Source organism: Lachnospiraceae bacterium oral taxon 096, assembly GCA_018141845.1.
In the GTDB taxonomy this organism is placed as follows: Bacteria; Bacillota; Clostridia; order Lachnospirales; family Lachnospiraceae; genus F0428.
This window is the reverse complement of the sequence record CP073340.1, coordinates 334,332-354,193: the sequence shown is the minus strand read 5'-3', so window position 1 is coordinate 354,193 and position 19,862 is coordinate 334,332. Positions and strand designations below refer to the sequence as shown.

The 19,862-nt window shown below is 41.6% G+C and carries 32 protein-coding genes; 31 read left to right on the top strand and 1 reads right to left on the bottom strand.

What is annotated here, in order from left to right; all coding sequences use genetic code 11:
* Position 1 precedes the first annotated feature (1 nt).
* The 26 genes from rplP to J5A74_01600 all read left to right on the top strand — a co-directional run bounded on the left by rplP (position 2) and on the right by J5A74_01600 (position 13,302).
* The gene (gene rplP, locus J5A74_01725; protein ID QUI96097.1) at positions 2-439 is read left to right on the top strand and encodes a 50S ribosomal protein L16; all 438 of its coding nucleotides are present in this window, start codon (positions 2-4) and stop codon (positions 437-439) included.
* A complete protein-coding gene (gene rpmC / locus J5A74_01720; GenBank protein QUI96096.1) occupies positions 429-635 on the top strand; it encodes a 50S ribosomal protein L29 in 207 nt (68 codons plus the stop codon). The genes rplP and rpmC overlap by 11 nt, the downstream gene beginning before the upstream one ends.
* A gap of 18 nt (positions 636-653) precedes the next feature.
* Complete coding sequence (gene rpsQ, locus J5A74_01715) at positions 654-908, top strand: 30S ribosomal protein S17 (GenBank protein ID QUI96095.1); 255 nt, start codon at positions 654-656, stop codon at positions 906-908.
* A gap of 26 nt (positions 909-934) precedes the next feature.
* Positions 935-1,303 carry a 50S ribosomal protein L14 gene (gene rplN / locus J5A74_01710; GenBank protein ID QUI96094.1) on the top strand — a complete coding sequence of 123 codons (369 nt, stop codon included), beginning with the start codon at positions 935-937 and terminating at the stop codon, positions 1,301-1,303.
* Between the two features lie 13 nt (positions 1,304-1,316).
* Positions 1,317-1,622 carry a 50S ribosomal protein L24 gene (gene rplX, locus J5A74_01705; GenBank protein QUI96093.1) on the top strand — a complete coding sequence of 102 codons (306 nt, stop codon included), beginning with the start codon at positions 1,317-1,319 and terminating at the stop codon, positions 1,620-1,622.
* Positions 1,623-1,642: 20 nt separating this feature from the next.
* The gene (gene rplE, locus J5A74_01700) at positions 1,643-2,182 is read left to right on the top strand and encodes a 50S ribosomal protein L5 (protein ID QUI96092.1); all 540 of its coding nucleotides are present in this window, start codon (positions 1,643-1,645) and stop codon (positions 2,180-2,182) included.
* 15 nt (positions 2,183-2,197) lie between these two features.
* The gene (locus tag J5A74_01695) at positions 2,198-2,383 is read left to right on the top strand and encodes a type Z 30S ribosomal protein S14 (protein QUI96091.1); all 186 of its coding nucleotides are present in this window, start codon (positions 2,198-2,200) and stop codon (positions 2,381-2,383) included.
* Positions 2,384-2,457: 74 nt separating this feature from the next.
* Entirely contained in the window at positions 2,458-2,859 is a 402-nt protein-coding gene (rpsH, locus tag J5A74_01690) for a 30S ribosomal protein S8 (protein ID QUI96090.1), read from the top strand.
* Positions 2,860-2,917: 58 nt separating this feature from the next.
* Positions 2,918-3,460 (top strand): 50S ribosomal protein L6, encoded by a 543-nt coding sequence (gene rplF / locus J5A74_01685; protein QUI96089.1) that lies wholly within the window; start codon positions 2,918-2,920, stop codon positions 3,458-3,460.
* Positions 3,461-3,475: 15 nt separating this feature from the next.
* Positions 3,476-3,844 carry a 50S ribosomal protein L18 gene (rplR, locus tag J5A74_01680; protein QUI96088.1) on the top strand — a complete coding sequence of 123 codons (369 nt, stop codon included), beginning with the start codon at positions 3,476-3,478 and terminating at the stop codon, positions 3,842-3,844.
* 18 nt (positions 3,845-3,862) lie between these two features.
* Positions 3,863-4,372 carry a 30S ribosomal protein S5 gene (rpsE, locus tag J5A74_01675; GenBank protein QUI96087.1) on the top strand — a complete coding sequence of 170 codons (510 nt, stop codon included), beginning with the start codon at positions 3,863-3,865 and terminating at the stop codon, positions 4,370-4,372.
* Between the two features lie 15 nt (positions 4,373-4,387).
* Positions 4,388-4,570: a 50S ribosomal protein L30 gene (gene rpmD, locus J5A74_01670; protein QUI96086.1), complete on the top strand. Its 183-nt coding sequence runs from the start codon at positions 4,388-4,390 to the stop codon at positions 4,568-4,570.
* Positions 4,571-4,591: 21 nt separating this feature from the next.
* Positions 4,592-5,032, top strand: coding sequence for a 50S ribosomal protein L15 (rplO, locus tag J5A74_01665; GenBank protein ID QUI96085.1), 441 nt, complete (start codon positions 4,592-4,594; stop codon positions 5,030-5,032).
* 1 nt (position 5,033) lies between these two features.
* Positions 5,034-6,353 (top strand): preprotein translocase subunit SecY, encoded by a 1,320-nt coding sequence (secY, locus tag J5A74_01660; GenBank protein QUI96084.1) that lies wholly within the window; start codon positions 5,034-5,036, stop codon positions 6,351-6,353.
* A gap of 93 nt (positions 6,354-6,446) precedes the next feature.
* The gene (locus J5A74_01655; GenBank protein ID QUI96083.1) at positions 6,447-7,091 is read left to right on the top strand and encodes an adenylate kinase; all 645 of its coding nucleotides are present in this window, start codon (positions 6,447-6,449) and stop codon (positions 7,089-7,091) included.
* A gap of 1 nt (position 7,092) precedes the next feature.
* Complete coding sequence (gene map, locus J5A74_01650) at positions 7,093-7,848, top strand: type I methionyl aminopeptidase (GenBank protein ID QUI96082.1); 756 nt, start codon at positions 7,093-7,095, stop codon at positions 7,846-7,848.
* A 12-nt stretch (positions 7,849-7,860) separates the two neighbouring features.
* Entirely contained in the window at positions 7,861-8,127 is a 267-nt protein-coding gene (locus J5A74_01645; protein ID QUI96081.1) for a KOW domain-containing RNA-binding protein, read from the top strand.
* Entirely contained in the window at positions 8,120-8,338 is a 219-nt protein-coding gene (gene infA, locus J5A74_01640) for a translation initiation factor IF-1 (GenBank protein QUI96080.1), read from the top strand. The genes J5A74_01645 and infA overlap by 8 nt, the downstream gene beginning before the upstream one ends.
* Positions 8,339-8,424: 86 nt before the next feature.
* Positions 8,425-8,538, top strand: a complete 114-nt coding sequence (gene rpmJ / locus J5A74_01635; protein QUI96079.1) for a 50S ribosomal protein L36 — start codon at positions 8,425-8,427, stop codon at positions 8,536-8,538.
* Positions 8,539-8,588: 50 nt separating this feature from the next.
* On the top strand, positions 8,589-8,957 hold the full coding sequence (rpsM, locus tag J5A74_01630; GenBank protein QUI96078.1) for a 30S ribosomal protein S13: 369 nt from the start codon (positions 8,589-8,591) through the stop codon (positions 8,955-8,957).
* A 59-nt stretch (positions 8,958-9,016) separates the two neighbouring features.
* Positions 9,017-9,415, top strand: a complete 399-nt coding sequence (gene rpsK / locus J5A74_01625) for a 30S ribosomal protein S11 (GenBank protein QUI96077.1) — start codon at positions 9,017-9,019, stop codon at positions 9,413-9,415.
* A gap of 15 nt (positions 9,416-9,430) precedes the next feature.
* The gene (gene rpsD / locus J5A74_01620) at positions 9,431-10,024 is read left to right on the top strand and encodes a 30S ribosomal protein S4 (protein ID QUI96076.1); all 594 of its coding nucleotides are present in this window, start codon (positions 9,431-9,433) and stop codon (positions 10,022-10,024) included.
* Between the two features lie 105 nt (positions 10,025-10,129).
* Positions 10,130-11,083 (top strand): DNA-directed RNA polymerase subunit alpha, encoded by a 954-nt coding sequence (locus J5A74_01615; protein ID QUI96075.1) that lies wholly within the window; start codon positions 10,130-10,132, stop codon positions 11,081-11,083.
* 78 nt (positions 11,084-11,161) lie between these two features.
* A complete protein-coding gene (locus J5A74_01610) occupies positions 11,162-11,698 on the top strand; it encodes a 50S ribosomal protein L17 (GenBank protein ID QUI96074.1) in 537 nt (178 codons plus the stop codon).
* Positions 11,699-11,788: 90 nt separating this feature from the next.
* Positions 11,789-12,340: a hypothetical protein gene (locus J5A74_01605; GenBank protein ID QUI96073.1), complete on the top strand. Its 552-nt coding sequence runs from the start codon at positions 11,789-11,791 to the stop codon at positions 12,338-12,340.
* Positions 12,340-13,302, top strand: a complete 963-nt coding sequence (locus tag J5A74_01600) for a phospho-N-acetylmuramoyl-pentapeptide-transferase (protein QUI96072.1) — start codon at positions 12,340-12,342, stop codon at positions 13,300-13,302. Before J5A74_01605 ends, J5A74_01600 begins: the two co-directional genes overlap by 1 nt.
* A gap of 16 nt (positions 13,303-13,318) precedes the next feature.
* Here J5A74_01600 and J5A74_01595 read toward each other — a convergent pair whose 3' ends face one another.
* The gene (locus J5A74_01595; GenBank protein ID QUI96785.1) at positions 13,319-13,618 is read right to left on the bottom strand and encodes a choline-binding protein A; all 300 of its coding nucleotides are present in this window, start codon (positions 13,616-13,618) and stop codon (positions 13,319-13,321) included.
* A 247-nt stretch (positions 13,619-13,865) separates the two neighbouring features.
* On the opposite strand from J5A74_01595, the gene J5A74_01590 reads away from it, so the two are divergent.
* The 5 genes from J5A74_01590 to J5A74_01570 are packed head-to-tail and all read left to right on the top strand — an operon-like array spanning position 13,866 to position 19,862.
* Positions 13,866-15,815: a thiamine pyrophosphate-binding protein gene (locus J5A74_01590; protein QUI96071.1), complete on the top strand. Its 1,950-nt coding sequence runs from the start codon at positions 13,866-13,868 to the stop codon at positions 15,813-15,815.
* A 1-nt stretch (position 15,816) separates the two neighbouring features.
* Positions 15,817-16,749 (top strand): NAD(P)-dependent oxidoreductase, encoded by a 933-nt coding sequence (locus J5A74_01585; GenBank protein ID QUI96070.1) that lies wholly within the window; start codon positions 15,817-15,819, stop codon positions 16,747-16,749.
* Positions 16,721-17,860 carry a methyltransferase domain-containing protein gene (locus J5A74_01580; protein QUI96069.1) on the top strand — a complete coding sequence of 380 codons (1,140 nt, stop codon included), beginning with the start codon at positions 16,721-16,723 and terminating at the stop codon, positions 17,858-17,860. Before J5A74_01585 ends, J5A74_01580 begins: the two co-directional genes overlap by 29 nt.
* Positions 17,857-18,933, top strand: a complete 1,077-nt coding sequence (locus J5A74_01575; protein QUI96068.1) for a zinc-binding dehydrogenase — start codon at positions 17,857-17,859, stop codon at positions 18,931-18,933. The genes J5A74_01580 and J5A74_01575 overlap by 4 nt, the downstream gene beginning before the upstream one ends.
* Positions 18,930-19,862, top strand: coding sequence for a glycosyltransferase family 2 protein (locus tag J5A74_01570; protein QUI96067.1), 933 nt, complete (start codon positions 18,930-18,932; stop codon positions 19,860-19,862). The genes J5A74_01575 and J5A74_01570 overlap by 4 nt, the downstream gene beginning before the upstream one ends.

Here is a 19,862-nt window from a genome sequence, read left to right as displayed (position 1 = left end):
TATGTTAATGCCTAAGAGAGTAAAGCGCAGAAAGCAGTTCCGTGGATCTATGGCTGGTAAGGCGCTTAGAGGAAATAAGATTTCCAATGGTGAATTCGGTTTAGTTTCTCTTGATCCTTGCTGGATCAGATCAAATCAGATCGAGGCAGCCAGAGTTGCTATGACACGTTATATCAAGCGTGGTGGTAAAGTTTGGATCAAGATCTTCCCAGATAAGCCAGTCACAGCAAAGCCTGCTGAGACTCGAATGGGTTCAGGAAAAGGTTCAACAGAGTATTGGGTAGCAGTTGTTAAACCAGGCCGTGTGTTATTTGAGATTGCTGGCGTTCCTGAGGACACAGCAAGAGAGGCACTTCGTCTGGCAATGCACAAACTTCCTTGCAGATGCAAGATCGTTTCCAAGGCAGATTTAGAAGGCGGTGAGAAGAGTGAAAACTAATAAGTATGTGAATGAATTAAAGGGTAAGACAGTAGCAGAGTTAAAAGAAGAATTAGTTTCCGCTAAGAAAGAGCTGTTTAACTTGCGTTTCCAAAACGCAACAAGTCAGCTTGACAATACAGCCAAGATTACCCAGGTTCGTAAGAACATTGCGAGAATTCAGACAGTTATTACTGAGAATGCGAAGATGGCGTAAGCCGGAAGGAGATAGAACGTGGAGAGAAATCTTAGAAAAACACGAATCGGCAAGGTTGTCAGTGACAAGATGGACAAGACAATCACTGTTGCGATTGAGGATCATGTAAAGCATCCTCTATACGGTAAGATCGTTAAGAAGACTGTGAAGTTCAAGGCACATGATGAGAAGAATGAGTGTGGCATCGGCGATACAGTAAAGATTATGGAGACAAGACCAATCTCTAAGGATAAGAGATGGAGACTTGTAGAGATTATTGAGAAGGCAAAATAATATTCGTTAGGAAGGGAGTATTCAGCATGATCCAGCAGGAAACAAGATTGAAGGTCGCTGATAATACTGGAGCAAAGGAATTGCTTTGCATCCGTGTTATGGGTGGTTCAACAAGAAGATATGCTCATATCGGCGATGTAATCGTCGCTTCCGTCAAAGATGCAACACCAGGTGGCGTTGTAAAGAAGGGCGATGTTGTTAAGGCTGTTGTTGTAAGAACAGTAAACAGCACTCGTCGTAAGGACGGTTCATACATTAGATTCGATGAGAATGCAGCAGTAATTATCAAAGATGACAAGACTCCAAAGGGAACTCGTATCTTTGGACCGGTTGCTAGAGAGCTTCGTGAAAAGCACTTCATGAAAATTGTATCTCTTGCTCCGGAAGTATTATAAGGAGGTGTCTACTGTGCATAAAATTAAAAAAGACGATCTGGTAAAGATTATATCAGGTAAGGATAGAGACAAGACAGGTAAAGTTTTAAGCGTAGACACTAAGAAGAACAAGGTTGTTGTTGAAGGCTGCAATATGCAGACAAAGCACACTAAGCCAAATGCAGCAAATCAGCAGGGCGGAATTGTAACAAAAGAGGGTGCAGTAAGCATTTCTAATGTTATGCTTGTGGTTGATGGCCAGGCAACAAGAGTTGGCTTTAGAATGGAAGGCGACAAAAAGGTTCGCTTTGCTAAGAAGACCGGAAAGACAATCAACTAATTCGGAGAGGAGGAAGAAAAGTGGCAAGACTTAGAGATACATATAAGAACGAAATCGTCGCAAAGATGACAGAGAAGTTCGGTTATAAGAATATGATGCAGGTTCCAAAGCTTGACAAAATCGTCATCAACATGGGTGTCGGTGAGGCTAAGGAGAACGCAAAGATTCTTGATTCCGCAATCAGAGATTTAGAGATCATCTCCGGACAGAAGCCAGTGGTTACAAAGTCTAAGAAGTCAATCGCAAACTTCAAGTTGAGAGAGGGTATGCCAATCGGATGTAAGGTAACTCTTCGTGGAGATAAGATGTACGAGTTTGCAGATCGCTTGATCAACCTTGCATTACCTCGTGTACGTGACTTTAGAGGTGTAAATCCTAACGCATTTGATGGCAGAGGAAACTATGCACTTGGCATCAAGGAGCAGTTGATTTTCCCTGAGATTGAGTACGATAAGGTAGACAAGGTTCGTGGTATGGACGTTATCTTCGTTACAACAGCGAACACAGATGAAGAAGCACGTGAACTTTTGACATTATTCAATATGCCATTTGCAAAATAATCAGGAGGGATATCCATGGCAAAGACTTCGATGAAGATTAAGCAGGCACGCCCAGCGAAGTTCTCTACAAGAGAGTACAACAGATGTAAGATCTGTGGTCGTCCACACGCTTATCTTAGAAAATATGGTATCTGCAGAATTTGCTTCCGTGAGTTAGCTTACAAGGGACAGATTCCAGGTGTCAAGAAAGCAAGCTGGTAAACAGAGGCTATAAGCACACGGCACAAGGCGGTGTGAAGAATATAATTTAGATTAATTTTAAGGAGGCAATATCCATGACAATGAGCGATCCGATTGCAGATATGCTGACAAGAATTCGTAATGCAAATACTGCAAAGCACGACGTAGTTGACATTCCTTCATCAAAGATGAAAGTAGCTATCGCTAACATTTTGGTCGATGAAGGTTACGTAAAGAAATATGAACTCATTGAAGACGGTGCTTTCCAGACAATCCGCATCACATTAAAGTACAATGCAGATAAGACAGAAAGAATCATCAGTGGCATCAAGAGAATTTCTAAGCCAGGTCTTCGTATTTATGCAAACAAGGAAGAGTTACCTAGAGTATTGGGTGGACTTGGAACAGCAATTATTTCAACAAATCAGGGCGTAATCACAGACAAGAAGGCTAGAGAGCTTGGCGTTGGTGGTGAAGTTTTGGCATTTGTTTGGTAATTTATAACCTGAAAACATGGGGCGAAAGCCCCACGATGAATTTAAGGAGGTAGACGGCATGTCACGTATAGGAAGAATGCCTATCGCAATCCCAGCAGGCGTTACTGTTACGATTGCAGAAAATAACCATGTGACTGTAAAGGGTCCTAAGGGAACTCTTGAGAGAACATTACCTGCAGAGTTGACAATCAAGCAGGAAGGTGAAGAGATTGTAGTTACAAGACCAAATGATTTAAAGAGAAATAAGTCATTGCACGGTTTGACAAGAACATTGATCCACAACATGATCGTTGGTGTAACCGCTGGTTATGAGAAGGTTCTTGAGGTAAATGGTGTTGGTTACAGAGCAGCAAAGCAGGGCAACAAGCTTGTTCTTTCTCTTGGTTACTCACATCCAGTGGAGATGGTAGATCCAGAGGGAATCACATCTGTACTTGATGGACAGAACATTATCAAGGTTCAGGGTATTGACAAGGAAAGAGTTGGTCAGTATGCTGCAGAGATCAGAGATAAGAGAAGACCTGAGCCATATAAGGGCAAGGGAATTAAGTATGCAACTGAGACAATCAGACGCAAAGTCGGTAAGACTGGTAAGAAATAATAGGAGGGTAGAATAATGGTTAGCAAGCAGTCTAAGAGCGAGCTTCGTGTAAAGAAGCACGAGAGATTACGCAATCGTTTGTCAGGAACAGCTGAGAGACCACGTTTGGCAGTATTCAGAAGTAACAACCATATGTACGCTCAGATTATTGACGATACAGTTGGCAATACTTTAGTAAGTGCTTCAACAGCAGAGAAGGCTGTAAAGGCAGAGATTGAGAAGACAAACAATGTTGAGGCAGCCGCTTATGTGGGTACATTGGTTGCAAAGAGAGCAATTGAAAAGGGCATCAACACAGTAGTATTTGACAGAGGTGGATTCCTCTATCAGGGTAAGATTCAGGCACTTGCAGATGCTGCTCGTGAAGCTGGCTTACAATTCTAAGAGGAGGAGAAAAAATACATGAAACGCACAATCATCGATCCAAGCAAATTGGAATTAAATGACAGAGTCGTAGCTATTAAGCGTGTATCTAAGACCGTAAAAGGTGGACGCACAATGAAGTTTTCTGCTCTTGTAGTTGTAGGCGATGGCAATGGCCATGTGGGTGCAGGCCTTGGTAAGGCAGGCGAGGTCCCAGAGGCTATTCGCAAGGGCAAGGAAGCAGCAATGAAGAACCTTGTAGAGATCAATATTAATGAGGACGGAAGTGTTTTCCACGACACAACAGGAAAGTTCGGCAGCGCAAGCGTGTTGATGAAGAAGTCTCCTGAAGGTACTGGTATCATCGCAGGTGGTCCAGCACGTGCCGTTGTGGAGCTTGCAGGTATCAGAAACATCCGTACAAAGTCATTGGGATCAAACAACAAGACAAATGTAGTACTTGCTACACTTGCAGGACTTACAGGTATCAAGACTCCAGAGGAAGTTGCAAGACTTCGTGGAAAGTCTATTGAAGAGATTTTAGCATAATAGGAGGGAAACATCATGGCAGATAAGTTAAAGATCACATTGGTTAAGTCCCCTATCGGTGCTATTCCAAAGCAAAGAGCAACCGTTGAGGCTCTTGGACTTAAGAAATTGAACAAGACAGTTGAGCTTCCAAACAATGATGCTGTTAAGGGCATGGTTTGGCATGTAAGACATCTTGTAAAGGTAGAAGAAGTATAATATAGAGAAGGAGGTGTAGTGATGGATTTATCTAACTTAAGACCTGCAGAGGGTTCTAAGCACAGCGACAACTTCAGACGTGGCCGTGGACATGGTTCAGGAAATGGTAAGACAGCTGGTAAGGGACATAAGGGACAGAAGGCTCGTTCAGGAGCTCCAAGACCAGGTTTTGAAGGTGGACAGATGCCTTTGTATAGACGTATTCCTAAGAGAGGATTTACAAATCGCAACACAAAGGACATTGTTGCAATCAATGTATCTGCTCTTGAGTGCTTTGAGAATGGTGCAGAGGTTACTGTTGCAACATTGCTTGAGGCTGGTGTGATTAAGCATGAGCGCGATGGCGTAAAGATTCTTGGCAATGGTGGGCTCACAAAGAAGCTCACTGTAAAGGTTAATGCTGTAAGTGAAGGAGCTAAGAGCAAGATCGAAGCTGCTGGCGGAACTTGCGAGGTGATCTAATATGTTTAGTACACTCCGTAATGCGTTTAAAATCAAAGAATTGCGTCAAAAGTTGCTATTTACATTTTTAATGTTGGTGGTTATTCGTTTGGGTAGCAGTCTTCCAATCCCAGGTGTAAATACAAATTATTTTCGTGAATTTTTTGCAAAGCAGAGTGGAGATGCTTTCGGATTCTTTAATGCGATGACTGGTGGTTCCTTTGAACAAATGAGTGTACTCGCCTTGAGCATTACGCCATATATCACCAGTTCCATTATCATTCAGCTTTTGACCATTGCTGTTCCAGCATTGGAAGAGATGCAAAGAGATGGAGAAGACGGAAGAAAAAAGATTGTGGCGTATACAAGATATGTCACGGTGGCGCTCGGACTCATTGAGTCCGTAGCGATGTCCATTGGTTTCGGAAAGCAGGGGCTTTTGATTCACTATGGACCAAAGAGTGTGATAGTCGCAGTATGCACGATGACAGCCGGAAGTGCTTTTTTGATGTGGATTGGTGAACGAATTACAGATAAGGGTGTGGGCAATGGTATTTCCATTGTGCTCCTATTTAATATCCTTTCTTCCATCCCACAGGATTTAGGTACTTTATATACAAAGTTTCTCTCCGGTAAGTCAATGGCAATGAAGGTGGTTTTGGGACTTGTTATTTTTGCTTGTATTTTGGCAATGACAGTTTTCGTAATTATTCTTCAGGATGCGGAGAGAAGAATTCCAGTACAATATTCTGGTAAGATGCAGGGAAGAAGAGTGGTTGGTGGACAGAGTTCACATATTCCACTGAAAATAAATACAGCAGGTGTTATGCCCGTTATTTTTGCTTCTTCGTTGATGTCGTTCCCAGTAGTTATTGCACAATTTGCCAATATCAACTACGCAACACCAGCTGGAAAGATATTGAGACTTTTGAGCACATCAAGTTGGTTCAATAAGGAAGTCGGATATATCTATTCACTTGGTGCATTAGTATATGTGATACTCGTAGTTCTTTTTGCATACTTCTATACTTCGATTACATTCAATCCACTTGAAGTTGCAAATAACATGAAAAAGCAGGGTGGTGTTATCCCAGGTGTTCGCCCAGGAAAGCCAACCAGTGATTATCTGAATAAAATTTTAAATTATATCATCTTTATCGGAGCAGCAGGACTTTTGGTTGTGGCAATTATCCCAATCATTATTTCTGGTGTATTCTCAGTGTCTAAGTTATCCTTTACAGGAACATCCTTGATTATTATCGTAGGTGTTGTATTAGAGACAATTAAGGCCATTGAGTCTCAGATGCTTGTAAGAAATTACAAGGGATTTTTGATGGATTAATTTAAATAGATGACGATGGGCTCAGGCGAAGAATTTTGCCGGAGCTATCGGCATACATATAGAAAAATGATTCTACGCTAGTCTGGAGGTTATATGAAGATTATAATGCTTGGCGCTCCGGGTGCAGGAAAAGGTACTCAGGCGAAGAAAATTGCAGAGAAATATGGTATACCACATATCTCAACAGGGGATATTTTCCGTGCCAATATTAAGGCCGGTACAGAGCTTGGAAAGAAGGCAAAGGAGTTTATGGACAAGGGTGCCCTTGTTCCAGATGAGATTACCATTGGGATGTTGATGGACAGAATTGATGAGGCTGATTGTACAAAAGGATATGTTCTTGACGGATTTCCAAGAACTATTCCACAGGCAGATAGCTTGACACAGGCACTCAGTGGCAGAGGAGAAAAGATTGACTATGCGATTGATGTCGATGTTCCAGACGACAACATTGTACAGCGTATGGGTGGAAGAAGAGCTTGTGTATCCTGTGGTGCGACCTATCATATTGTGTACAATGCACCAAAGAAGGAAGATACCTGCGATGTGTGTGGGGCTAAATTAGTGCTTCGTGACGATGATAAGCCAGAAACAGTGAAAAAGAGATTGGAAGTTTATCACGCCCAGACACAGCCATTGATTGACTACTATAGCAAGGCGGGAATTTTACATAGCGTAGACGGAACAAAGGATTTAAAGGATGTCTTTGTTGATATTGTAAATATATTGGGAGAATAAAATGGCAGTAACAGTTAAGTCGGAGAGAGAAATTGAACTGATGAAAGAGGCAGGAGTGTTTCTTGCAAAGACACATGAAGAATTGGAAAAGGCATTGCATGAGGGAATGACGACTTGGGAAATCAACAAGCTTGGAGATGAGATTATTCGCTCCTTTGGTTGTGTTCCATCATTTCTCAATTACAATGGCTATCCAGCATCGATTTGTGTCTCTGTAAATGATGAGGTTGTGCATGGCATCCCATCAAAGAAGAGATATTTGCAAGATGGTGACATCGTAAGCCTGGACGCAGGCGTGATCTGGAAAGGTTATCATTCTGATGCCGCAAGAACTCATGCAATTGGCAATGTTTCAGATGAAGCAAAGAAATTGATTGAGGTGACCAGAAACGCATTCTACGAAGGACTGAAAAATGCCAAGGCCGGCAATCATCTTAATGATATTTGTGGTGCGATTGGAGACTATGCTCAGGGCTTAGGCTATGGGGTAGTCAGAGATTTGGTTGGACATGGAATTGGAACACATCTCCATGAAGATCCAGAGGTGCCAAATTTCAGAATGAACCACAAGGGCATTAAATTGGTGCCTGGAATGACATTGGCGATTGAGCCAATGATTAATATTGGACGCCCAGAAGTTGCATGGTTAGATGATGATTGGACAGTAGTCACAGAAGATGGTTCTCTCTCAGCACATTATGAGAACACCATCTTGATTACAGAAGGTGAGCCAGAAATTCTCTCTTTGAGATCTTAAGGGGAAGTTATGGTGAGCTGCGAAGTTGGAAATGTAGCAAAATCGCTTGCAGGACATGACAAAGATAGTGTATATTTAATTGTGAAAGCAAAGGGTGACATCGTCTGGGTCTGCGACGGCAAGCATAAGGGCGTTAGTGCTCCGAAGAAAAAAAATAAGAAGCACATACAAGTGCAGCAGGTAAACGACAATCCATTGAAGGAAAAAATACTTTCTGGAGAAGTCAGGGACGAGGAAGTGAAATATTTCCTTAAAACTTGGGGGTTTTTAAATGTCTAAATCAGACGTAATAGAGATTGAAGGAACAGTAGTAGAGAAATTGCCAAATGCCATGTTTCAGGTAGAGCTTGAGAATGGTCATCAGGTGCTTGCACATATCAGTGGCAAGTTGAGAATGAATTACATTCGCATTTTGCCAGGGGATAAAGTGACAATTGAGTTATCACCATATGATCTTTCTAAGGGAAGAATTATTTGGAGAGATAAATAAAAACAAAGATTTGCTTGCATATTATAAGCCCTGGTGCTATACTATTCTAGCGACTTTTTGTTGGTATCCAGGAAAGGAGAATTGCAATGAAGGTCAGATCTTCAGTTAAGCCTATGTGCGAAAAGTGCAAGGTAATTAAGAGAAAAGGATCTATCAGAGTAATCTGTGAGAATCCAAAGCATAAGCAGAGACAGGGATAATCCCACTGCTTTTCAGAAAAGTAAAATAATACAAGGAGGAAGACAACACAATGGCTCGTATTGCAGGCGTTGATTTACCGAGAGAAAAACGTGTAGAGATTGGACTTACCTATATTTATGGTATTGGTCTTACAAGCTCTAATCGTATTCTTTCTGAGGCTGGTGTAGATCCAAACACGAGAGTAAAGGATCTTACAGATGACGAGGTTAAGAACATTGCAGCAGTAATCGCTGAGACTCAGGTTGTAGAGGGTGATCTTCGTAGAGAAATCGCAATGAACATCAAGAGACTTCAGGAAATCGGTTGCTATCGTGGTATTCGTCATAGAAAGAACTTACCTGTTCGTGGTCAAAAGACAAAGACCAATGCTAGAACTCGTAAGGGACCTAGAAAGACAGTAGCAAACAAGAAGAAATAACACGTTGCATGTTTTAATAACAGGAACGTATCAACATTTGAAGAAAGTAGGTTAGTTTAATGGCAAGTAAAGCGTCCACCAAAAAGGTGACTAAAAAGCGCGTAAAGAAAAACGTTGAACGTGGACAGGCACATATTCAGTCATCATTCAACAATACAATTGTTACATTGACTGATACTCAGGGTAATGCATTATCTTGGGCAAGTGCTGGTGGTCTTGGATTTAGAGGTTCAAAGAAATCTACTCCATATGCAGCTTCAATGGCTGCTGAGACTGCAGCAAAGGCAGCTTTAGTACATGGCTTAAAATCAGTAGATGTTATGGTGAAGGGACCAGGTTCAGGTCGTGAGGCTGCGATCCGTGCTCTTTCCGCATGTGGTATTGAAGTAACAAGTATCAAGGATGTAACACCTGTTCCACATAATGGATGTCGTCCACCAAAACGCAGAAGAGTCTAATAGGAGGTACTAAAAGTGGCAGTTAATAGAGTTCCCGTTCTTAAAAGATGCAGATCGCTCGGGCTTGATCCTGTGTATATCGGTATTGATAAGAAATCAAACAGAGAATTAAAGAGAGCCAACCGTAAGATGAGTGAGTATGGTCTTCAGCTTCGTGAAAAGCAAAAGGCAAAGTTCATCTATGGCGTGTTGGAGAAACCTTTCAGAAATTATTATACAAAGGCTTCTCGTATGAAGGGTCAGGTAGGTGAGAACCTTATGATTCTTTTGGAGAGAAGACTTGACAATGTCATTTTCCGTATGGGATTTGGTAGAACAAGAAAAGAGGCTCGTCAGATCGTTGACCACAAGCATGTGCTTGTCAATGGCAAGTGCGTGAACATTCCTTCCTATCTTATTCAGGCAGGAGATGTTATTGAGATCAAGGAGAAGGCGAAGTCTTCAGCAAGATATAAGGAAGTATTAGAGCAGACAGCTGGCCGTATGGTTCCAGCATGGTTGGATGCTGATCAGGAAGCTCTTAAGGGTAGCGTTAAGTCATTACCTACAAGAGAAGAAATCGATGTTCCAGTTGACGAACTTCTTATCGTCGAGTTGTACTCTAAATAATTAAGTATTCGTTTACATTATGCAAGCATTTTTTGTGCTTGCATAATGTTTACATAGGGAAGCTTATCATTTTTGTATTGGGTATAGCGTAAAGGAGGGACTTTAGTGTTCGATTTTGAGAAACCAAACATTGAGATTGCAGAGATATCTAGTGATAAGAGATTTGGTAAATTTGTTTGTGAGCCGTTGGAGAGAGGTTATGGCACAACTCTAGGAAATTCCTTGAGAAGAATTATGCTCTCATCCCTCCCGGGAACAGCAGTCAGCCAGGTAAAGATTGACGGTGTCTTGCATGAGTTCTCATCTATCCAGGGTGTCAAGGAAGATGTGACAGAAATTATCATGAATGTCAAGAGCTTGGCCATCAAGAATCATAGCTCAAGCAGTGAACCAAAGACTGCTTATATTGATTTTGAGGGCGAGGGTGTAGTTACAGCGGCATACATTCAATGTGACCCGGATATTGAGATCCTCAATAAGGATCAGGTTATTGCGACATTGTCAGGGGGAAAATTCTATATGGAATTGACCATCACCAATGGTCGCGGCTATGTCAGCGCAGATAAGAATAAGAATGAGGATTTGCCAATCGGAGTGATTGCCGTAGATTCTATCTACACACCAGTGGAGAGAGTGAATCTCTTGGTGGAGAATACTCGTGTTGGTCAAATCACAGACTATGACAAGCTTACCTTAGATGTTGTCACCAATGGAACTTTGGCTCCAGATGAGGCAGTTAGCCTTGCTGCTAAAGTTTTGAGCGAACATCTTAATCTCTTTATTGACCTTTCTGAAAATGCAAAATCAGCAGAGATTATGGTCGAGAAAGAAGATGATGGTAAGGAAAAAGTTCTCGAGATGAATATCGATGAACTTGAGCTCTCTGTTCGTTCCTACAATTGCTTAAAGCGTGCAGGAATCAATACAGTAGAGGAGCTTTGCAATCGCACACCAGAGGATATGATGAAGGTGAGAAACCTTGGTCGCAAGTCTTTAGAGGAAGTGCTTGCAAAGTTGAAGGAATTAGGACTTCAGCTCAATCCAAGTGAGGAAGTCTAATTTTTAGATACGATAATTGCATATACAGTAAGTCCGAACTAGCGTGTATATGCGTTCCAAATGGAGGAAAAAATAACAATGGCTAAGTACAGAAAACTTTCTAAGACATCATCACAGAGAAAGGCATTATTGAGAAACCAGGTAACAGCACTTTTGGTAAACGGTAAGATTATTACAACTGAGGCTAGAGCTAAGGAAGTAAGAAAGATCGTTGAGCCACTAATCGCACTTGCTGCAAAGGAGAAGGACAACTTCGACACTGTAAAGGTAACAGCTAAGGTTGCTCGCAAGGACGAGAATGGCAAGAGAGTAAAGGAAGTTGTAGATGGCAAGAAGGTAACTGTCTATGATGAGGTAGAGAAGGAAATCAAGAAGGATAGACCTTCAAGACTTCATGCGAGAAGACAGATTGCAGCTGTTCTCTATGATGTAACAGAGGTACCAACAAAGGCAGCTGGTAAGAAGAAGGCTACAAAGAAGATTGATGTGACTTCTAAGCTTATGGACGAGATCGCTCCTAAGTATGCAGATCGCAATGGTGGTTATACAAGAATCGTTAAGATTGGTCTTCGCAAGGGCGATGCCGCTATGGAAGTTCTGTTTGAATTAGTTTAATTCATGATTGGTAGATTTTAAAAGTGCAGGCGTGGTGGCAATATTGCTCCCACCTGTACTTTTTTTGTTGTTTACTGAGAGGAGGAAAGCATGAAAAAGAAAATTTTATCAGCAGCAATTTTTGCTGGAATGATGCTTCTTGCTGTTGGCTGTCAGAAAAAAAATACAGCAGTGACAGAAACATCAAAGGAGAGTGCGACAGAGACAAGCATTGCACAGACAGAAAGCACTTCACAGACAACAGCAGTGACTAAGACATCAACAATGGTAGAGACATCGACAGCAGTGGCACAGAGTACAGAAACAGAAACAACGAAGGAAGAAACTTCAACGGTACAGACAAGCAAAAAGGATGAGAAGACCTATCTGTTGTGGAAGCAGGAAGATTGGAAGAAGGCAGATGAAACAAAACAAAAGGAAGTGGCCAAATATTTTCTGATTCAAGTAACCAAGCATGCGGCAAAGGTGAGCAATCAAAATGTTTCTGAAGAGCAGATTGAACAGGCCACCAGTGACGAGGTAGTCAATGAGATGCGTACACAGCTTGATAAGGCGTTTTCATTATCAGATCAGGCAACATTGTCAGATATTTTGAGTATGAGTCAGGAAATGTACAGTGAATCTGCAGGAGAAACAAAATAATGTTTTTATCACTTTTAGGGAATCAGATTGGAGCTCATCGAGTGGCAGCGATTGGCTTTTTGGTATCGTGGGTCTTCACTTTTATTGCGTTAAATAGACGATTTTCTTTTCTTCCACTAGATCAGGGAAAGGCCTTTGTTGAGGGTGGAGACCAATCAAAGGGAAAATTGCGTGGTGTGGGATTGGTCATCATTATTGCCTTTATTGTCACAGGACTTTTGTTTGCCGAGGTCAGCCCAGAATATGTTATTTTTTTGATTTTGATTTTTGCCGTCATGATGAGTGGATATTTAGATGATGCCTCAGATACGCCTTGGAGCGATTATAAGAAGGGGGCGATTGATCTAGGAATCTCCATTATTTATGTCGTGTCCTTTATTCATTGGAATGGCACAGAAATTCAATTTTTTCATTGGACACTCACACTCCATCCATTGCTCTATGCAATTTTGGGTATTATTTTAATTTGGGTGAGTATCAATGTCACCAACTGTGCAGATGGCATCGATGGACTTTGTACGACACTGGTTATCATTACCATTGGTTCATTTTTGGTGATTTTTGGAAAAAACTTGGGAAATTATGTGGGCTACAGTGTAATCCTCATTGGGGCAATGCTAGCGTATCTCTGTTTTAATACATTGCCAAGTACAATGTTGATGGGAGATGCCGGATCAAGAGCATTTGGCTTTTTTATTGCTGTGCTGGCCATGAAATCGAGACATCCCTTTAGTTTTTTATTGTTTGCCATTGTACTAATTCTTGATGGTGGATTGGGATTGGCAAAAATCTTTTTGCTTCGCTTTTTAAAGATTAGAATTTTGGCAAATACAAGAACTCCCCTTCATGATGAGGTTAGAAAAAATCAAGCCAATCGAAATTGGTCAAAGACGCAAATTGTCTTCCGATTTGCCATTGTGCAAGTGATGTTTTCTATGTTGGCCTATATTTTGTTGGCATGAAAAAATGGCTAAGACCCTAACGGATCTTAGCCATTTTTCCTGTTGCATCGAGATAATAATTATCTACCCATTGGTTGGTAATTAATTCCCCGCTATCCTCTTTGAGATAGTACCAGTTATTATCTTCCTTAATCCAACCCGTTTTCATCACACCAGATTTATTGAGATAATAAATATTGTCATGGTACTTGATCCATCCTGTTGCTAGACCTCCTTGCTCATTGTAAGCAACCCAAGAATTATTGGTTGTTACCCAACTGAAATTGCCAGTCTTGGCATGTTCAGGTGATGCAAATGCGGGAACTACAGCGAACATGGAAAAGGCAGCAGTGAAAATCAATGTTTTTACAAATTTGTACATTGTATTGCCCTCCCTTCCTCTATTTCAAACCTATTATAACATCTTTTTTTGGAAATAAAAGGGCTGTTGCAGGATAGTAAGAACATTGTAAGAGTCGGTAAGCAAGTCGAAATGTTTAGTTTTCAGAGAGATTTTCTTATGATATAATAAGATGGCTAGTTTATCGTGGGAAAAGTCTGCGATAGCGGAAAGGATTTTATTTATGAAAATAAAAGTCAGTACCTATATTGCAAAAAAAGTAGTAGAGCATGGGATTGTTCGTGGCTTTAGTGTGACGGGTGGCGGGGCAATGTATCTCAATGATGGCTTCGGACATCAGTCGGGATTGACGATGACCTACAATCATCATGAACAGGCATCAGCTATGGCTGCGGAGTGCTATGCGAGAATTAATAATCGGATGGCTGTCTTGTGTGTGACAACAGGCCCAGGCGGAACCAATGCACTGACAGGTGTCGTTGGTGGTTGGCTGGACTCCATTCCGATGATTGTATTTTCTGGACAGGTGCGCTATGACTGGACGGCAAGAAGTTCAGGTGTGGATATTCGGGCTATGGGAGATCAAGAATTTGATATCTGTAGGGCTGTTTCTTGTATGACAAAGTATGCGGAGATGGTCATTGACCCTATGCGAATTCGTTTCTGTCTGGAGAAGGCATTGTACTTGGCAGAAAGTGGAAGACCAGGACCAAGTTGGTTGGACATTCCACTCGATGTACAGGGAGCATATGTGGAAGAAGATGAACTGATTGGTTTTGACAGGGCTGACTATGAGGCTGGAGGAGATGGTTGGGGAAATAAAAATAAAAATGTCCATGCCATTCCTGAGGATGAGGCTGGCAATGGAGAAAAAAGAGAAAAATTGCCTAAAAAAGTGAGCAAAGAAGTGGCAAGAAAAATTATTGAAAAAATTCGCAATGCCAAGAGACCTGTGTTTAATGCGGGAAATGGAATTCGCATTGCCAGAGCACATTCATTATTTCTTGCTGTAGCAAAAAAGTTAGGAATTCCTGTCGTTGTTGGCTGGGACAGTGAGGATTGTCTCTGGGATGAGCACAGACTTTATGCAGGGCGACCAGGAAATTTTGGTGACCGACCAGGAAATTTTGCTGTGCAAAATTCAGACCTAGTCTTTTCAGTGGGTTCCAGATTGAGCCTTCGACAGGTGGGATTTAACTGTAAAGCCTGGGCGAGGGAGGCTTATACGATAGTCAATGACATTGATGAGGAGGAATTAAAAAAGCCAACGCTCCATGTGGATATGCCAATTCATGCAGATTGCAAGGATCTATTAGAAGTGATGCTTGAGGAATTAAAAGATGAGCCTGTTCCAATTTGGCAAGATCACAAAGGAGAGGGCATTAAAGGAATGGCTTGGCTAGAGACTTGCAAGCATTGGAGAGAGAAATATCCTGTGTGTAAGCCAGAGTATCTCCTTCCAAATCCAAACAAAGATGCCAATGTCTATGCGTTCATTCATGAAATCAGCACGCAAGCCAAAGAAAATCAAATTACAGTGGTGGGCAATGGCTCAGCTTGTGTAGTAGGTGGTCATTCCTATATCATTAAAAAAGGGCAACGATTTATTTCCAATTCTGCCATTGCTTCGATGGGCTATGACCTGCCAGCGGCCATTGGTGCCTGCATGGCCAACGAGGATGGAAAAGAATATCTGGAGGATGTCATTTTAGTGACGGGAGATGGAAGTATTCAAATGAATCTTCAGGAGTTACAGACCATTATTCATCATCAAATGCCATTAAAGATTTTCTTAATCAACAATGGCGGTTATCACAGCATTCGACAGACACAGAGTAAATTCTTCTCAGATAAACCATTGGTTGGCATTGGACCAGACAGCAAGGATCTAAGTTTTCCAGATATGGAAAAGTTGGCAAGAGCCTATGGCTATCCCTATATTCGAGCTAGGCACAATGAGGAACTCTTTGATGCTGTGCGTGAGACATTTGCGACAAAAGGTCCAGTGATTTGTGAGGCATTTTGTAGTCAAGACCAAAATTTTGAACCAAAGTCTTCGGGAAAGCAATTGCCAGATGGACGAATGGTGAGCCCTCCGCTTGAGGACTTGACACCATTTTTATCTGAAGAAGAAATGAACGAAAATATGATTGTTAAGAAAATGGAAGAATAAGATGGCCAATGTAGTGATTACAGGGGTAACCAGCTTTTTAGGTGCTGCTGTGGCAAGAGCCTATGGAGAAGATGGACATTGTGTCTATGGTATTGTGCGAAAAAGTTCAAAAAATAGGAAAAATATTCCCTCCAATATTTTTGTCATTGATTGTGATATGGATGAAGTGGAGACACTTTTAGAGATGGACTTGCCAAAGATGGATGTCTGGATTCATTTTGCTTGGGATGGCATTGGTCGTGTTGGGCGAATGGATTATGCCCTACAGGAAAAAAACATTCAAAATGCGTTGAGAGCAGTAAAAGTTAGCAAGAATTTAGGTTGTGGTAGATTTTTATTTGCAGGTTCGCAGGCAGAATATGGTGTGACGACGAGGCAGAGGATTGAGGGACTTTGTGATGAATCGACACTTTGTCGCCCAATTTCTGCCTATGGCAAGGCGAAAAAAGAGGTCCTAGAAAGGGCAAGAAAAATAAGCAAAGAAATAGGACTAGAGTATGTTCATATGCGCATTTTTAGTGTCTATGGACCCGGTGACCATGAAAGTGCACTGCCGATGGTGGTCACAAGAGCGGCTGTTTTGGGGGAGGATATCGGCCTTGGACCTTGTCAACAAATGTGGAATTATCTTTATATTGATGATTGTGCAAGGGCAATAGAAAATCTGGGGCTCTGTGTCTATGGAGAGGGAAGTTGTGTGGTCAATGTAGCTGGACAGGATACACGAAGACTTCGCAGCTTTGTTTCTGAGATATGTAAAACTTGTCATAGCAATGGGAAGGTTCAATTTGAACAAAGAAAAGAACCAGAAGAGGGTGTGCCCTACTTAGAGCCCTCCATTGAAAAACTTGTGGCATGGACAGGATTTGTCGAACATACCACATTTAGAGAAGGGGTGAGAGAAATTGAAAAGATGTATCGCATGCGGGGGTAAATTAGAAAAATTATTGTATATTGAAAATATGCCAGCGACGGCACAAGATATTCCTGATGCCAATGAAGTAAAGACAGAAAAAGGAATGGATCTTCATCTTTGTCAATGTAATGGCTGTGGTTTGGTGCAACTGGATACACCACCAGTAAGTTACTATCGAGATGTCATTCGTGCGGGTGGCTATTCTACGACAATGGATGCCCTGAGAAGAAAACAATATGATGAATTTATTGAAGTCTGCCACTTACAGGGAAAAAAGATTCTTGAGGCAGGTGCTGGACAGGGAGAGTTTTTAAAGATTTGGTCGGACTATCCTGTCAAAGCTTATGGAATGGAGCACAAGCGGGAACTTGTAGAAAAGGCAAGAAGCATAGGATTACAGGTTCAAGAGTATTATCCAAATAGTGAAGAGGATGTATTTGAAAATGCACCTTTTGATGCTTTTACTTCTTTTAATTTCTTGGAACATCAGCCAGATCCAGCGATGTATTTGCGAGCCATTGCCCATAATCTAGTGGATGGTGGCTATGGATTGTTGACAGTGCCAAGTTTTGAGTATATCTTGGAGCAGGAGAGCTTTTATGAAATTATTCCTGATCATATCGCCTACTATACAAGAGAGAGTTTACATTTTATTTTAGACCGAGCAGGATTTTTGGTGTTGAAAGAGGAGAGAGTCAATCGAGACACTTTGGCTGTGATTATTCAAAAAAAGCCAAAGGTAAATGTTGATGGACTTTTGAAACAAAAGAAGGTAATTCAAGATGAAGTGTATGACCTAATGGCATCGGTGGAGAGGGAAGGAAAAAGGATGGCCGTTTGGGGAGCAAGTCATCAGGGATTTACGCTCTGTGCAACAATGCATCTTTTCGATAAGATAGCTTATATTATTGATTCTGCACCGTTTAAGCAGGGGAGATTTGCACCAGCTTCACATATTCCGATTGTTTCTCCAGCTAAAGCAAAGGAAAACCCTGTGGATGTGATTGTGATTGTTGCACCAGGCTACACCGATGAGATTGCACAAAATATCAGGGAAAAATTGGGCGAGCAGATTGAAATTTATACATTGATGAGTGACCATTTAACAAGGTATAAGGAGAAGCAATGAAAGCATTTGTGTTGAGTGCACCTGGAAAAGTAGAGATTAAGGATATGCCAAGACCAAGATTAGAAAATCCCTACAGTGCAATTTTGCAGCCAATTGCGATGAGTGTGTGTACATCGGATGTCAATACAGTCTATGGAAGTGGCAGCAAAAAGCCTGATGATTTGATTTTGGGGCATGAGTGCGTGGCAAGGGTTTGCGAAGTTGGAAGTGAAGTCTATGATTTTTCAGTTGGGGATGTAGTGGCTGTGCCAGCAATGACACCAAATTGGAGGGAAAAGGCCATTCAAGAGGGCAATACCTTACATGCGAGAAGACCTTTTTCAGCCAATGCCCTTGGAAGGAGTATTCCTGGAGAATTTGCCGAGTACTTTATGATTGCGGATGCGGACACTACGCTGGCAAAAGTTCCTAAAAATGTGATGGTAGAAGATGCTCTGATGTGCACAGATATGGTTACTACAGGCTTTACTGGCATTGAGGCAGCAGAGATTGCCTTTGGCGATACGGTAGTAGTATTGGGCATTGGAGCTGTGGGCTTGATGGCTATTCTCGGAGCAAAATTAAAAGGTGCTGGTCGAATTATTGCTGTGGGCAGTAGAAAAAAGAGGGTTGAGTTGGCAAAACAATATGGGGCCAGTGACATTTTAGATTATCATCAATGCGATATCACAAAGAAGGTATTGGAGATGACCGATGGCATTGGAGCTGATGTCGTGGTCATTTGTGGAGGGAATGATGAGAGCTTTAGCCAAGCAGTGGATATGGTTCGCTATGGCATTGGGCGAGTGGTCAATCTGAAACATTATCCAGGAGATGGGGCAATGATGATTCCTAAGTTTTCTGGGGGTCGTGGAATGGCTGGAAAGAGCATATACACGGAGCTTGGAAAGGGAGGACGTGCAAGAATGGAGAGACTGTTAGCTTTGTGTGCTTTTGGACGCATTTGCCCAAGGCAGATGATTACCCATACCTTGCATGGCTTTGACCAATTGCCATTGGCACTAGAGATGATGAGAAAAAATCAACCCGATGTGATAAAAATACAGGTTATACCAGAATGGGCAGAAAAATGAAAAAAATCAGTATAGTAGTACCCTGTTACAATGAGGAAGAAAATGTCCTTCCACTGAGCAATGAAATTCGAAAGATTTTTCACGAGCAATTAAAGGACTATCAATATGAAATTATTTTTATTGATAATGACTCAAAGGATGGGACAAGGGAAATTATTCGACAGCTTTGTGCACAGGACAAAGATATCAAGGCGATTTTTAATGCCAAAAATTTTGGGCAATTTAATTCGCCCTACTACGGAATGTTGCAATCAACAGGAGATGCCACCATATTGATGGCTGCGGATTTTCAAGATCCTGTGGAAATGATTCCAAAGTATGTCAAGGCTTGGGAAGAGGGATATAAGATTGCTATTGGAATTAAGGAATCGAGCAAGGAAAGTCCAATTATGTATCATTTGCGCAGTTTTTATTATAAGAGCATCAAAAAATTATCAGATGTCGAGCAAATTGAGCATTTTACAGGTTTTGGGCTCTATGACAGAGAGTTTATGGATGTTTTGAGAAAGTTAGATGACCCGACACCGTTTTTGCGAGGTATTGTGGCTGAGCTTGGTTTTCGAAGAAAAGAGATTCCCTATGAACAGCCAAAGCGCAGGGCGGGAAAGACGAGCAATAATTTTTATCGACTCTATGATGCGGCCATGCTTTCTGTGACTTCCTACACAAAAGTTGGTCTTCGATTTGCCACATTTTTAGGAGCCATTAGTTGTGGCGTGAGCATTATTGCAGCAATCATTTACTTGATTATGAAATTAATTTATTGGAATCGCTTTCCAGCAGGTATGGTACCACTGCTCTTAGGGATGTTATTTTTGGGATCCGTACAGATTTTCTTTATTGGAATGGTTGGAGAATATGTTCTGACCATTAATCAGCGTGTGATGAAAAGACCATTGGTTGTCGAAGAAGAGCGGCTGAATTTTTAG

What these genes read in the sequence shown, in the direction of transcription:
- rplP (QUI96097.1), top strand. Translation starts at nt 2, where the DNA reads ATGTTAATGCCTAAGAGAGTAAAGCGCAGAAAGCAGTTCCGTGGATCT.
- rplN (QUI96094.1), top strand. Translation starts at nt 935, where the DNA reads ATGATCCAGCAGGAAACAAGATTGAAGGTCGCTGATAATACTGGAGCA.
- J5A74_01695 (QUI96091.1), top strand. Translation starts at nt 2,198, where the DNA reads ATGGCAAAGACTTCGATGAAGATTAAGCAGGCACGCCCAGCGAAGTTC.
- rpsH (QUI96090.1), top strand. Translation starts at nt 2,458, where the DNA reads ATGACAATGAGCGATCCGATTGCAGATATGCTGACAAGAATTCGTAAT.
- rplF (QUI96089.1), top strand. Translation starts at nt 2,918, where the DNA reads ATGTCACGTATAGGAAGAATGCCTATCGCAATCCCAGCAGGCGTTACT.
- rplR (QUI96088.1), top strand. Translation starts at nt 3,476, where the DNA reads ATGGTTAGCAAGCAGTCTAAGAGCGAGCTTCGTGTAAAGAAGCACGAG.
- rpsE (QUI96087.1), top strand. Translation starts at nt 3,863, where the DNA reads ATGAAACGCACAATCATCGATCCAAGCAAATTGGAATTAAATGACAGA.
- rpmD (QUI96086.1), top strand. Translation starts at nt 4,388, where the DNA reads ATGGCAGATAAGTTAAAGATCACATTGGTTAAGTCCCCTATCGGTGCT.
- rplO (QUI96085.1), top strand. Translation starts at nt 4,592, where the DNA reads ATGGATTTATCTAACTTAAGACCTGCAGAGGGTTCTAAGCACAGCGAC.
- secY (QUI96084.1), top strand. Translation starts at nt 5,034, where the DNA reads ATGTTTAGTACACTCCGTAATGCGTTTAAAATCAAAGAATTGCGTCAA.
- J5A74_01655 (QUI96083.1), top strand. Translation starts at nt 6,447, where the DNA reads ATGAAGATTATAATGCTTGGCGCTCCGGGTGCAGGAAAAGGTACTCAG.
- map (QUI96082.1), top strand. Translation starts at nt 7,093, where the DNA reads ATGGCAGTAACAGTTAAGTCGGAGAGAGAAATTGAACTGATGAAAGAG.
- infA (QUI96080.1), top strand. Translation starts at nt 8,120, where the DNA reads ATGTCTAAATCAGACGTAATAGAGATTGAAGGAACAGTAGTAGAGAAA.
- rpmJ (QUI96079.1), top strand. Translation starts at nt 8,425, where the DNA reads ATGAAGGTCAGATCTTCAGTTAAGCCTATGTGCGAAAAGTGCAAGGTA.
- rpsM (QUI96078.1), top strand. Translation starts at nt 8,589, where the DNA reads ATGGCTCGTATTGCAGGCGTTGATTTACCGAGAGAAAAACGTGTAGAG.
- rpsK (QUI96077.1), top strand. Translation starts at nt 9,017, where the DNA reads ATGGCAAGTAAAGCGTCCACCAAAAAGGTGACTAAAAAGCGCGTAAAG.
- J5A74_01610 (QUI96074.1), top strand. Translation starts at nt 11,162, where the DNA reads ATGGCTAAGTACAGAAAACTTTCTAAGACATCATCACAGAGAAAGGCA.
- J5A74_01605 (QUI96073.1), top strand. Translation starts at nt 11,789, where the DNA reads ATGAAAAAGAAAATTTTATCAGCAGCAATTTTTGCTGGAATGATGCTT.
- J5A74_01600 (QUI96072.1), top strand. Translation starts at nt 12,340, where the DNA reads ATGTTTTTATCACTTTTAGGGAATCAGATTGGAGCTCATCGAGTGGCA.
- J5A74_01595 (QUI96785.1), bottom strand. Translation starts at nt 13,618, where the DNA reads ATGTTCGCTGTAGTTCCCGCATTTGCATCACCTGAACATGCCAAGACT.
- J5A74_01590 (QUI96071.1), top strand. Translation starts at nt 13,866, where the DNA reads ATGAAAATAAAAGTCAGTACCTATATTGCAAAAAAAGTAGTAGAGCAT.
- J5A74_01585 (QUI96070.1), top strand. Translation starts at nt 15,817, where the DNA reads ATGGCCAATGTAGTGATTACAGGGGTAACCAGCTTTTTAGGTGCTGCT.
- J5A74_01575 (QUI96068.1), top strand. Translation starts at nt 17,857, where the DNA reads ATGAAAGCATTTGTGTTGAGTGCACCTGGAAAAGTAGAGATTAAGGAT.
- J5A74_01570 (QUI96067.1), top strand. Translation starts at nt 18,930, where the DNA reads ATGAAAAAAATCAGTATAGTAGTACCCTGTTACAATGAGGAAGAAAAT.